Below are 12411 nucleotides of genomic sequence, written 5' to 3' on the forward strand. Positions count from 1 at the left end.
GTTGTCCTGAGCCGCCCGCCGGACGTCGTCGCGCCGCTTGCATGGGCTACCAGCCCGCGCTGCGCGCCGCTCCTCGCCGACGAACGGCTCAGGACAATCACGACGGGTCAACACCACGTCATCACGCTCTAGGTGCGTTGCCGTGCGGATCGGCGAAGGTCGTGGCGCGCCCGAGGTGAAAGCGATGGGCACTCGGATCGTTGGCTAATCTCGGTGCGAAGAACGGCGTGACGTCAGCTATCTGGCCGATCGAGTCGCCTCATGCATCGGAGCGAACCAGCTTGATATCGCGATCGGCCGCCCAGCCATGGATGTCCTCGTGGCGAAGGGCCGTCGCCATCAGTTCGGGAAACTGGTCGGGCGTGCAGGCGAACACCGGAATGCCCAGCGATGCCACCCGCGCCGAAAGACGCGGATCATAGGACGGTCGCCCCGTGTCGGTGAGCGCAAGCAGCACGACGACGTTGACGCCCGACACCGCCATGCGTGCGAGCCGGTCGACCAACGCCTCGGCATCGCCGCCTTCGTAAAGGTCGGTGATGAGGATCAGATGCGCCTTACCGGGCCGCTCGATCCGGCCCTCGCAATAGGCGACCGCCCGGTTGATGTCGGTGCCACCGCCCAGTTGCACACCGAACAGCACCTCGACCGGATCGGCCAGTTCCCCGGTCAGATCGACGATCGCGGTGTCGAAGCAGACGAGCCTGGTCGCCACCACCGGCAGCGACGCCATGACCGCCGCGAAGATCGAGGCATAGACCACCGAACTGGCCATCGACCCAGACTGGTCCACGCACAGGATCACCTCGTCCAGATCGACGATGCGCCGCTGCTGGCGCATGAAGCCGATCAGGCGTTCGGGCACCACCGTGCGATGCTTGGGCTGATACTGGCCGAGATTGGCGCGGATGGTGCGCGGCCAGTCGATGTCGGCGAAACGCGGCCGGCTGGTCCGCCGCGAACGATCGAGCGCGCCGCGGATCGCGTCCGCGGTGCGCGCCTCCAGCCGGGCCAGCAGCGCCGCGACCACCTTCGCGATCACGACGCGCGCCGTCTCCCTGGTCTTTTCCGGCATCACTGCGCGCAAGGCGACCAGATCGGCGACCAGGTTCACGTCCGCCTCGACCGTGGCCAGGAACTCCGGCTCGAGCAGCATCTGGCGCAGACCCTTGCGGTGGAAGGCGTCCTGCTGGATCACCTGGACGACGGACGCGGGGAAGAAGTCGCGAATGTCGCCCAGCCATCTGGCGACCTGCGGCACCGAACCGCCAAGGCCGCCGCGCCCTTTCTTCTCCTCCTCGCCGTCGCCGTAGAGCGCGGACAAGGCTCGCGACATGCGGCGATCGCTTTCGGATAGCGCGAAGCCCTCGTCGTCGGCACCCTCGACACCCAGTGCCAGCGTCCAGCGGCGTCCGCGTTGATCCTCGTTCATGGCCGCACCCCCGTCATCAGCGCAATCACGCGAGTTTCGTGCGCTGGCCAGATCGCGGCGGCACCCGGCAGCAGTCGATAGCCACGTGCGCCGCCGCCGGATCGCCCGATAGCCGCATCCATCAGCCGGCGACGCTCGTTGCGGTCGAGGGCCGAGAACACCCGCCGAAACAGCGGCAGATGGGCGACGAAGGCCTCCTCCGCCAACGTCGCCAGCCAGGCATCGACCGCCTCGCGCAAGGCCGCGTCGTGGATCAGCCGTTGTCCCGCGCCCTCCAGAAAGCCTTCGAAATAGCCTGCGGCCTCGGCGACCTGGGTCCCGGGCGACAGCATCCGGGCGAGCAGCGCGGCGGCTTCGTCGGCAGACAGTTCCTCAGCCTCGTAGAGCAGGCGCGCGGCGGACCCGGCGATCAGGCGGGTCGTCTGCTTGTCGTCGAGCAGCTTGTGCAAAGCCTCGTGCCAGGTCGCGATCACGTCCGGCGCCAGCTCTGCCAATTGGATCGCCCGTTCCGCCGCCACGACCGCACCGCGCAGCGCGCCGGCGGCTTCGGCGTCGAGGTTGCGCGCGGCATAGGGGAAGGCCAGCGCCGCCTGCACCACGATCCGGGGCATCAGCCCGACAAGATGCTCGACCGTCCCGCTCCGTGCTTCGCCATAGCGCAGGATGTCGGCCATGGGCGGCAGGGCGGCGAGCAGCGCCTGACCGTCGCTGGTGAGCGCAGCCCTGTCTTCGAGCAGCGCAATGCCGGTCCGGGTCGCGCGCGGCAGGTCGGCGATCATCGCCCCGCGCACCAGCTCCGCCAGCGCGCCGAGATCGGTTTCCCCCCGCATCGCCTCGGTCAGCCGCCCGTCGGCGGCTTCGGCGATGGTCGAGCCATGGACGAGGTTCTCGACCAGTTGAACGGCAAATTCGGGCTGCCAGGCCAGAACCCAATTCTCGCGGAACGTGCCGCGGCTGCGCCCGGCATCGGCCAGACGACCCCAGGGCACGCCGAGCGCGTCGAGCCGATGCAGCAGCGTCGAGCGTGCCAGCCCGCTGTCGCTGCGCAGGTCGAGCGTCAGTGCGCGTTCCAGCGCTTCGGGTTTCAGCCGCGTGGCCTTTTGCTGGCGTTGCAGATCCTCCAGCAGCGGGGCCAGCGGCGTGTCGGCGGGAATTACGCCGACCGCCGACCCGATCAGCAATTCGGCGGCGATGTCGTCCCATATCGCACCTTCGCCCTGGCACAGGCAGGCGATCGCCGCCTCGCGCAGTTCCTCGAAGCCGGGATGCGGCCGCGCGCGCAAGGCGGCCAGCGCATGGCCCAGCCGCTGCGCCTCGATCACCGACGCGGTGGAAACGAAGTGACCATGTTCACGCATCACCCGCGCGATGCGGGCGAGCCAGATCGCGTCGCGATCACCGGCCTGGCGCGTGTCCCAGAGATGGTCACACCATCCCGGGACGACGACGCCGGCGCCATAGCCGCTCGCCCGGGCGAGACGGGGCGCGGTCCATGGCGCCCAGGTCGCCTTCGTCTTCGCCCTGGGGCGCCCCTTGAGCAGGGCGCGGTCGGCGGAGAGGCTGCCCTTGGCGGCGAGCGCGGGAACATGCCATGCGCCGCAGACCACGGCGACCGGGCCGTCGCTCTCCCTGGCGGCGCGCGCGATTTCGATACGCATATGCGCTTCCCGCGCCGCCTCCCGGCCGGACGGGGAACCGGCTTCGCTGCGCAGCGCGGCCATGGCGTCGGCCACCGCCGCGAACACCGATGCCGAGGCGGGGTTCTCCTCGATGACGTCGGCCCACCAGGATTCGCCATCGTCATAGCCCGCCGCCATGGCCAGCGCGCCGATCGGATCGCGGGCGATCGGATCATCGTCGGCGGCGACCCCGGACTCTTCGCCGGTCCCGGTGCCCTGGTGTTCGCCGGGCCGCTCTCCAAGTCGATCGGAAGCCGGAAGGTCGATGAAGCGCACCCCGGCGCCGTGCGCCACCGCCCAGCGCACCGCCTGATATTCGGGCGAATAGTCCGCAAAGGGGAAGAAGCTGGCGTGGGCGGGATCGTCCTCGGCATAGGTGAGCAGCGCGACCGGCGTCGCCATCCCCGGATCGGCGAGCATCGGCAACAGATGCGAGGCGTCCGCCGGTCCCTCGATCAGCACCGTCACCGGCCGGAGCGCGTCGAGCGCTTCCACCAGACGGCGCGCCGAACCGGGGCCGTGATGACGCACGCCGAACAGCGATACCTCGGCCGCCATCGCGTCAGATCAGCCCGGTCAGCGCGGCGTAATAGCCCTCGAACCCGCGGCGCTTCTTGAGCACGGTTTCCATATATTCGCCCAGCACCGCCTTGTCCTGAACCGGATCCTTGACCACCGCGCCGATCATGTTGGCGGCCAGCATGTCGGGCGTCAGCCGCCCGTCGTTGAAGAAGGTCGCCTGGCTGATCCCGCCGACCATCACGCCGATCGCCTCGGCGGTGGACAGGCCGCCCGAGGGGGATTTCAACGCGACCTTGCCGTCCTCGGTCGACCCGGAGCGCAGTTCGCGGAAGATCGCGACGACCCGCGCCACTTCCTCGGCGACGTTCTTGGGCGCTGGCAGGTCGAGGCTATGCGCCATTTCGCCGACCCGCTTGACGATGATCGCCACCTCCTTGTCCGCGCTGTCAGGCAGCGGCAGGACGACGACGTTGAACCGCCGCTTGAGCGCCGAACTGAGTTCGTTGACGCCCTTGTCGCGGTTGTTGGCGGTGGCGATGATGTTGAACCCGCGTTGCGCATAGACGGCGCCGTTCAGCTCGGGAATCGGCATCATCTTTTCGGACAGGACGGTGATCAACGTGTCCTGCACGTCCGATCCCATCCGGGTCAGCTCCTCCATGCGGCACAGCTTGCCCGACTCCATCGCGCGCATCAGCGGGGTCGGGACCAGCGCCTCCCGGCTGGGACCATGGGCGAGCAGTTGGGCATAGTTCCAGCCATAGCGAACCTGGTTTTCGTCGGTCCCGGCGGTGCACTGGATCACCATCGTCGAATCGCCGGTGATCGCCGCCGACAGATGTTCGGACACCCACGACTTGGCGGTTCCCGGCACGCCGAGCAGCAGCAGCGCCCGGTCGGTGGCGAGCGTCGCCACCGCGGTCTCGATCAGCCGCCGGTCGCCGACATATTTTGGCGTGATCGCGGTGCCGTCGGGGGCGATGCCGCCCATCAGATAGGTGACGACGCGCCTGGGCGACAGCGCCCAGCCGGGGGGGCGACGATCGGCATCGTCCGCAGCGAGCGCGGCAAGCTCCCCGGCATAGATGTCCTCGGCGGGCAGGCGCAGCTTCTCGCTCATTCGGTCGGTCTCCTGTTGTCGAGCGCGGCGTTGAGCCGCAGCATGTCCAGCCGCGGATCGGAGGCCGCCAGCCCCGCCGCGGCCAGTTGGTCGAGCGCCTGCCGCGCCGCGCTGCGCGAGGCGATCAGGCCGAGCGCCAGTAACGCATCGGCCTGATCGCCGGACCTCGCGTTGTCCGATGCCAGCGCGCCGAGCAGCGCCGTGCCTGCGGCAGTGCGGATCGCTTCATCGATCCCGCCATCGCCCCCGGCGATCGCCAGCGCCATTACGAAGCTGGCATCCTGCGCGCCCAGCAGCCGTGTCGCGGCCCGGCGGCGCGCGGACGGAGCCAGGCGTGCCGACAGCTCGACCAGCGTATGGGCGTCGATCGTGCTGGCCGCGCTGGCCGCGTCGGCGACCATGTCGACGATCGTATCGCTGGCGGAGCGCGCCGCCATCGCCACCAGCTGATGATCGCCGGGCAGATCCTGACCCCACGGCCAGCCAGCGATCAGGTCCGTCGAGGAGAGGCCGAGCGCCTGCGCGAACCCGTCGAACGACAGCGTCTGGAACAAGGTGGCGCGACGATTCCGCTGCGCGGGGGTCTTCAGCGCGTCCGCGACGACGACGCGGGTGCGCCGCAACAGGCCCTTGGTCTGGATGGTGAAGAAGGCCGCGAGTTCCACGCCGTCCGCATCGCCGCTCCCGCCCTGCCCCAGACGCGCCAGCAGCGCGACGGCCAGCCCCTTGACCCGCGAAGCCCGGTCGCCGGTCAGCCGTTCCAATAGCGGCCGGTCGGCATCGGACAGCCCCGTGGCCAGCATCTCGAGCAGGCGCACGCGGCGATCGGCGGGTTCACCGGCGATCTTGTCCGAGAGCAAAAGGCTTGCCTGTGCGGGATCCTGCGTCCGTAACGCGGCGAACGCCGCATGCCGCGCGGCGGGAGCGAAATCATCCCAGTTCTCCATGCTCAGCGCCTCGGGGGCCACCAATGCCGACCGCTGCGCCGTGGCCCAGTCCTGCCATGCCGCATAGATGGCGGGCACGTCCTCATCGGGGCGGGGCATCCAGTCGCCCGGATGCAGCGTCCAGCCGCGCGCGTCGACGAAATCGAGCAGATGACGGCGCATCTGCGCATCGCGCATCTGCTGAAGCAGGCGCCGCGCACGCGGCCGGAACCTGTCGGGAAGCGGCGGCTGGGCCAGCGCCGGAATGTCGCCACGTGGACGAACCTCACCCAACGGCTGCGCAATCGCGAGCGTGCCGAGCAACTGGCCGGACAGCGCCAGCAGCCGCAATTCCCCCTCACGCGCATCGGTGTCCAGCGCATCGCGCCAGACGGCGGGGGCATGAGGGGCCGCGCTGCCGCCCATGGTCCAGCGCGTCAGCACCGGGCCGAGCGCATCGAGGATTGCGTCAGCCATGGCCGATTCGCCCCCACGGCGTCCGCATCGCCAGCATCTCCAGCCGGTTGCCCGACCACAAGGCGGCCGTGCGGGTCAGCTCGGTTCCGGTGGCAAGCCCCTCGGCATCCTCCGCTAGCGGCAATGGTGACCCTCCGCCGTCCGGTTGCCACCAGGATCGACCGGCGCGATCGAAGCCGATCCGTCCGGGTGGAAGCAGGACCGGTCGTTCGGTCGCCCAAGGTTCCGCCAGCAGCGGTGCGGTCAGCGCCTCCTCCAACGACGTATCCGGCGGGGGCCAGTCGAGCGGCGCCCCGTCGACGAGCGCCGCGTCCCGCTGGATCAGCAGGGCGCGCAGGGGCACCCGCCCCGGATAGAACAGCAGTTCGCCGACGAACTGCTCGCCCGGGGTGAAGGCGGCGTTACGGCGCCCGGCACTGGGCGGAAAGAAATCGAGCAGCATCGCAAAGCGCGGCCCGGTGGTCAGGTTGAGCAGCCAGGTCGTCTGCGAGACCAGTCCGTCGCGGCGCGTATGAACCCGCTCCGCAAGCACTTCCCACGCGGCGGTTACCCGTGGTGGTGCCGGATCGGCGAGCAGCGTCTCGCGATTCTCGGCCGAAGCGACGACGCGGCGCAGTTCGGGATCGCGCGGGTCGGCCCGAAACGCGCGGGCGAGCAGCACCAGTCGCGCCAGTTCCACCGTCGCTCCGCGCACTCTGTCGCCACCGGGCAAGGCCAGTAGCCGCGCGGGCATCTCATCGACATGGCCCGCCAGCGCGGCGGCTTTGCCGTCGACCAACCGCGCCGCGATCCGGCGACAGCGTGCCGTCACATCATCGACGAAACCGCCAAGCCCCAGACGAAGCTGATCGCTGACCCATTGCTCCAGCGCGTTCAGCGCGTCGAGGATCAGGCGCCCGGTGTCTTCCGTCCGTTTGGCGTTGGCCGCGTCACGTCGCGCCGCGGCCTTGGCATCGTCGACGGGCTCGGGTCCGGCGGAACGGGCGGCCTCCAGATCCTTGTCCCCCGCCGGCTTCGCCGCCTTGGGTGCAGCGCCGGTCGAGCGCCGACGCGCCAGCCATTCGCTCACCCATTCCGGTGGTTCCGCGACGGCGAAAGGGACGATCGCCTCCGCCCTCAACCAGAACAGGGCGAGGGCATGTTTGCACGGAAATTTGCGCGATGGGCAGGTACACTTGCTTCCCCTGTCGCGAAGGTCGGCCATCACGCGATAGGGACTGGCTCCCGATCCGGCACATTCGCCCCAGATCAGCACCGCGTCATCGCTGATGCCGACGCCCGACCATTTCCCCGGCTTCGCCAGTCCGGCAGCGGCCTTGAGCGACGCCTGATCGGTGGCGAGCTGCTCCACCGCTCCCAAATCGACCGCCACACCGCCCCCGAACCATTTCCCGACAGCGGATGATACGGAACAATCGCAGAAGCTCAACTTGCTTCAGCTTCTTCGGAACAGTTGACCGCCGAGCCTTTTCGCAAGGTGCTGAATTCGGGACTCCAACATCTTCTCGGCATTTGCGAAGCGATGGGCGGCGTCCGGATGACGAACAGCGCGAGGCAAGGACAAGCCAGTGCCCGTCGCTGTTCCGACCATGCAGCAGATAACGGCCGAAGATCAGCGTCTTCCAGCAAATGGCGCACCCGGAGGGATTCGAACCCCCGACCAAGGAGGTAGAAGCTCCTTGCTCTATCCAGCTGAGCTACGGGTGCCCGCAGGCGTGTTAGCGCGAGTTGCGGGAAAGCGGAACCGCAATCATACTGCCGCCATGCAGCACGGCGATCAGGAACGGCCGCGACGGGTCGAGGCAGGCAGGCGGGGTGCGGGAAGCTTCCGCCATTTCGACGTGGTGATGGCGGCGTTCGTCGCGATCCTGCTGCTCTCCAACGTCATCGGCGCGGGCAAGGTCGCGATGATCGAGGTCGGGGCGACGCCGTTCGTGTTCGGCGCGGGCATCCTGTTCTTTCCCATCTCCTATGTGCTCGGCGACGTGCTGACCGAAGTCTATGGCTATGGCCTTGCGCGGCGGTGCATCTGGGTCGGGTTCGCGGCGCTGCTGTTCATGGCGTTCATGGCCGCCGCGGTGGTCGCGATGCCGCCCGCGCCCGGCTGGAACGGGCAGGGCGCGTACGAGACGGTGTTCGGGCAGGTGCCGCGCATCGTCTTCGCCTCGATCGCCGCCTTCTGGGCGGGGGAGTTCGTCAACGCCTATGTCCTGGCGCGGATGAAGGTGTGGACCGGCGGGCGGGCGTTGTGGAGCCGCACCATCGGATCGACGGTGGTGGGGCAGGCGGTCGACAGCGCGATCTTCTATCCGCTCGCGTTTCTGGGCGTCTGGTCGACGCAGCAGGTGCTGACCGTCATGGTCACCAACTGGGCGATGAAGGTGACGTGGGAGGTCGTGCTGACCCCGGTGACCTATGCGGTGGTCGGCTGGCTCAAGCGGCGCGAGGGTGTCGACGTGTTCGACGCCGACACCGACTTCTCGCCCTTCGCCTGATCCGGCTCAGGCGCCGATCGTCGCCAGCAGCCCCTCGAACAGCGCGCGACCGTCCTTGCCGCCGTGCGCCGCCTCGATCCGGCGTTCGGGGTGGGGCATCATGCCGAGCACGTTGCCCGACGCATTGACCACCCCCGCGATGTCGCGCGCCGATCCGTTGACCGGTTCGGCATAGCGGAACGCGACCTGGCCCTCGCCCTCGATCCGGTCGAGCGTCGCTTCGTCGGCGACGTAATTGCCGTCGTGATGCGCCACCGGCACGCGGATCGTGTCGCCCGCGCGATAGCCGCTGGTAAAGGCCGAGCGGGTATCGCCGACCTTCAGCGCCACGTCGCGGCACACGAACGCCAGCCCGCGGTTGCGCATCAGCGCGCCCGGCAGCAGCCCCGCCTCGGTCAGGATCTGGAAGCCGTTGCAGATGCCCAGCACCGGCAGCCCCTTGCCCGCACGCTCGACGACCGACTGCATCACCGGCGACCGCGCGGCGATCGCGCCGGAGCGCAGATAGTCGCCGTAGGAGAAGCCGCCGGGCACGGCGACGAGGCCGATGTCGGCAGGCAGGTCGCTGTCGCGGTGCCACACCATCACCGGCGCGGTGCCGGTCACGGCCTCCAGCGCGACGGCGATGTCGCGATCGCAGTTGGAGCCGGGAAAGACGATGACGGCGGTCTTCATGCGCGTTCGACCCGGTAGTTCTCGATGACGGTATTGGCGAGCAGCTTGCGGCACATCGCGTCGATCGTCGCGTCGTCGGTGTCGTCGGCGACGTCCAGCTCGATCAGCTTGCCGACCCGCGCCTCGGCCACGCCCGAGAAGCCGAGGGTGCCGAGCGCATGTTCGATCGCCTTGCCCTGCGGATCGAGTACGCCGTTCTTGAGCGTCACGACGATGCGGAGTTTCATGGGAGAAGCCTGACCCGTTTGCGTGGAGTGGAATGCCCGGCGCTATGGCCCCGGTTGGAGCGCGGCACAAGGGGGCGGGCGTCGGGGGGGCGGGTTTCGCTTGAGCGCGGCGTGGTGCCTGCCTATCACACCGGCATGGACGATACACCCACGCCGCTCAGCCCGCTCGACCCCCGGTTCCTGCGCGTGCTGCGCTGGAAGGGAACGATCACCGCCGTCGTGCTGCTGGTCGTCGCGCTGGGCGTGGAGACGGTATTCTACCGCACCGACCTGCCCAACGGCATCGTGCTGGCGGTCGCGGTGGCGCTGGGGCTGTGGCTCGCGATCGTCGCCCCGCCGCGACGCTATGCCCATTGGCGCTTCGCGCTGACCGATGCCGAACTGCATGTCGCGCACGGCTGGTGGGTGCGGGTCCATACCATCGTGCCGGTCGCGCGGGTGCAGCACATCGACCTGACGCAGGGGCCGGTCGAGCGGATGTGCGGCGTCGCCACGCTGGTGCTGCATACCGCGGGTACCGAGCATGCGAAGGTGGTCGTGCCCGGCCTTGCGCGCGACCGGGCCGAAGCGGTGCGCGACCGCATCCGCGCCGCGATCGAGGCGTCGCCGTGGTGAGCACGCCCGACACGCGCAGGCTCCATCCCGGCACGATCGTGCTGCGGATCGTGGCCCAGGCACCCAAGCAGGTCGCCGGTCTCGTCGCCATGTTCGCCGCGCTGTCGCGCGGCAAGACGTGGGTGGCACTGGCGATCCTCGGCATATGGGGCGCGGTGATGGGGATCGGCACGTTCCTGCGCTGGCGCCAGTTCAGCTATACCATCGGCGCGGGCGAGCTGACGATCGCCGAGGGGCTGGTCCAGCGCAAGCGCCGCTCGATCCCGTTCGACCGGATCCAGGACGTGTCGATCGAGCAGGGGCCGCTCGCCCGAGTCTTCGGCCTCGCCAAGGTGAAGGTGGAAACCGGCGGCGGCGAGGCGGACGAGGCGACGCTCGACAGCGTGACGCTGGCGGAGGCGGCGCGGCTGCGCGGCGTGCTGCGGCAGGGCGGGCAGGCGGGCGTGGCGGCGGCGGAAGCCGTCCCGACCCCGTCGGCGAAGCGCGTGATCTTCGCGATGCCGCCCGCGCGGGTGCTGACGATGGGCGCGTTCGGCTTCTCGCTGGTCTGGGTCGGCGTGCTGTTCGCCGCGCTCAACCAGATCGGCGACGTGATCGGGTTCGACTGGGGCGAGGTGCGCGATATCGCCGGGGTCGCGCGGGGGCAGGCGATGGCGCTGGCGACCCCGTTGTTCGCCGCCATGGCCTTTGTCGTCGCGCTGGCGCTGGGCGCGGCGAGCGGGATCGTCCGTACGCTGCTGGTGGAGCATGGTTTCCGGCTGGAGCGCGAGGGCGACCGGCTGCGTCGCGTGCGCGGGCTGCTGACCCGGACCGAGGTGGTGGTGGCGCTGCGCCGGGTGCAGCTGGCGCTGATCGAGCGGGGGATGGTGAGCGGGCGGTTCGGCTGGTCGTCGCTGCGGTTCCAGACGCTGGGCGGCAGCGACGATGTCGGCGGGCGGCAGGCGATCGCCCCGTTCGCGCGCGACGGCGAAGTCGCGGCGCTGCTGGCGGAGGCGGGCTATCCGCGCTTCGATCCGTTGCCGCTGCGGCCCGTGGCGTTCGGCCATGTCGTGCGCGCCGGGGTGTTGCGCGGCGGGGTGCCGCTGGTGGCGATCCTGATCGCGAGTTTCTTCCTGCCGCTGATCGCACTGGCGCTGGTGCTGGTGCCGATCCCGGTCGCGCTCGCGCTGATGGCGCGGCGGCGGCATCGCTATGCGATCGTCGGCGATACGTTGCAGGTGATGCGCGGGGTGCTCGCCAGGCAGGCGTGGATCGTGCCGCTCCACCGCATTCAGGCGGTGTCGGTGGTCCGCACCCCGTTGCAACGGCTGCTCGGCATCGCGACCGTCCGGGTCGGCACGGCGGGGGCCAGCGGCATGGCGCGGCCCGATGTGGTCGATCTGGCGGTCGAGGATGCCGATGCGCTGGCGGCGGCGCTGGTGCGGGGTGCTGCGGGCGGACGCTAGGCCGGATCGACATTCATCGTAGCCAGATCATGGCGGCGGCGAGGTGGACGAAGCCGGTGAAGTGGATGGTGCGGCGGTCGTAGCGTGTCGCGAAGCGACGGAAGTGCTTGAGGCGGCCGAAGGATCGCTCGATCTGGTTGCGATGCTTGTAGATGCCGGCATCGTGCGGGATGGCGATCCTGCGGTTTCGCTTGGACGGGATCACCGCCTCGGCGTCCATGCCTGCGATCTGGTCGCGCAAGTCATTGCTGTCATACGCCTTATCGGCGAGTACCGCATTGCCACGCTGACCTTCGAGCAGGCTGGATGCCGAGGCGATGTCGCTGGCCTGCCCGGGCGTGATGCGGAACCGCAAGGGCCGACCAAATGTGTCGGCAAGCATGTGGATCTTGGTGGTCAGTCCACCTCGGGAACGCCCCAGCGCCTGATCCTTGGCCCCCCTTTTCCGGTCGCCGCCTGCTGATGGGCGCGAACGATCGTGCTGTCGATCATCAGATACTGGTTGTCGCGATCCGCCGTCAGCGCCTCGAACACCCGCTCCCAGACGCCGGCATGGCACCAGCGGCTGAAACGCCGATGCACCGTCTTCCACTTGCCGTAGCGTTCCGGCAGATCGCACCAATGCGCGCCAGAGCGCAGCACCCACAAACATCCGTTCACGAACAGGCGGTTATCCGCGCCTGTCCGGCCGGGATCAGCCGTCTTGCCCGGAACCAGCGATGCAATCCGCAACCATTGCGCCTCGCTCAGCTCGTACCGCTTGATCCCCATCACCTGCTCCGCGTCTCGACACGGGCG

General features: G+C 69.4%; 11 protein-coding genes and 1 tRNA gene. 3 read left to right on the forward strand and 9 right to left on the reverse strand.

Translation table 11 applies throughout. The features are described from left to right. Positions 1-259: 259 nt before the first annotated feature. From ABLE43_RS16220 to ABLE43_RS16245, 6 genes are all read right to left on the reverse strand, one after another. The gene (locus ABLE43_RS16220; protein ID WP_348979424.1) at positions 260-1432 is read right to left on the reverse strand and encodes a VWA domain-containing protein; all 1173 of its coding nucleotides are present in this window, start codon (positions 1430-1432) and stop codon (positions 260-262) included. Further along, a complete protein-coding gene (locus tag ABLE43_RS16225; RefSeq protein WP_348979425.1) occupies positions 1429-3669 on the reverse strand; it encodes a DUF5682 family protein in 2241 nt (746 codons plus the stop codon). Before ABLE43_RS16225 ends, ABLE43_RS16220 begins: the two co-directional genes overlap by 4 nt. A gap of 4 nt (positions 3670-3673) precedes the next feature. Then, positions 3674-4753 carry an ATP-binding protein gene (locus ABLE43_RS16230; RefSeq protein WP_348979426.1) on the reverse strand — a complete coding sequence of 360 codons (1080 nt, stop codon included), beginning with the start codon at positions 4751-4753 and terminating at the stop codon, positions 3674-3676. Beyond that, positions 4750-6156, reverse strand: a complete 1407-nt coding sequence (locus ABLE43_RS16235) for a DUF5691 domain-containing protein (RefSeq protein WP_348979427.1) — start codon at positions 6154-6156, stop codon at positions 4750-4752. The genes ABLE43_RS16230 and ABLE43_RS16235 overlap by 4 nt, the downstream gene beginning before the upstream one ends. Continuing rightward, positions 6149-7528 (reverse strand): SWIM zinc finger family protein, encoded by a 1380-nt coding sequence (locus ABLE43_RS16240; protein WP_348979428.1) that lies wholly within the window; start codon positions 7526-7528, stop codon positions 6149-6151. The genes ABLE43_RS16235 and ABLE43_RS16240 overlap by 8 nt, the downstream gene beginning before the upstream one ends. 258 nt (positions 7529-7786) lie before the next feature. Further along, a tRNA-Arg gene (locus tag ABLE43_RS16245) sits at positions 7787-7863 on the reverse strand. 56 nt (positions 7864-7919) lie between these two features. Between ABLE43_RS16245 and ABLE43_RS16250 the strand changes: the two genes are divergently transcribed. Next, complete coding sequence (locus ABLE43_RS16250; protein WP_348979429.1) at positions 7920-8651, forward strand: queuosine precursor transporter; 732 nt, start codon at positions 7920-7922, stop codon at positions 8649-8651. Between the two features lie 6 nt (positions 8652-8657). On the opposite strand, the gene purQ is transcribed toward ABLE43_RS16250, so the two are convergent. Continuing rightward, complete coding sequence (purQ, locus tag ABLE43_RS16255) at positions 8658-9326, reverse strand: phosphoribosylformylglycinamidine synthase subunit PurQ (RefSeq protein WP_348979430.1); 669 nt, start codon at positions 9324-9326, stop codon at positions 8658-8660. Beyond that, on the reverse strand, positions 9323-9553 hold the full coding sequence (purS, locus tag ABLE43_RS16260; RefSeq protein ID WP_348979431.1) for a phosphoribosylformylglycinamidine synthase subunit PurS: 231 nt from the start codon (positions 9551-9553) through the stop codon (positions 9323-9325). The genes purQ and purS overlap by 4 nt, the downstream gene beginning before the upstream one ends. A gap of 111 nt (positions 9554-9664) precedes the next feature. Here purS and ABLE43_RS16265 point away from each other — a divergent pair, with 111 nt between their 5' ends. Then, positions 9665-10168 carry a PH domain-containing protein gene (locus tag ABLE43_RS16265; RefSeq protein WP_348979432.1) on the forward strand — a complete coding sequence of 168 codons (504 nt, stop codon included), beginning with the start codon at positions 9665-9667 and terminating at the stop codon, positions 10166-10168. Further along, positions 10165-11613: a PH domain-containing protein gene (locus tag ABLE43_RS16270; protein WP_348979433.1), complete on the forward strand. Its 1449-nt coding sequence runs from the start codon at positions 10165-10167 to the stop codon at positions 11611-11613. The genes ABLE43_RS16265 and ABLE43_RS16270 overlap by 4 nt, the downstream gene beginning before the upstream one ends. A 13-nt stretch (positions 11614-11626) precedes the next feature. Here the strand turns inward: ABLE43_RS16270 and ABLE43_RS16275 are convergent. Next, a protein-coding gene (locus ABLE43_RS16275; RefSeq protein WP_425475282.1) for an IS5 family transposase occupies positions 11627-12378 on the reverse strand; the annotation gives its coding sequence in 2 pieces (ribosomal slippage) (positions 11627-12048 and positions 12048-12378; 753 coding nt in all). Positions 12379-12411: the final 33 nt, after the last annotated feature.

The organism is Sphingomonas silueang, from assembly GCF_040049155.1.
GTDB classification, from domain to species: Bacteria; Pseudomonadota; Alphaproteobacteria; order Sphingomonadales; family Sphingomonadaceae; genus Sphingomonas; species Sphingomonas silueang.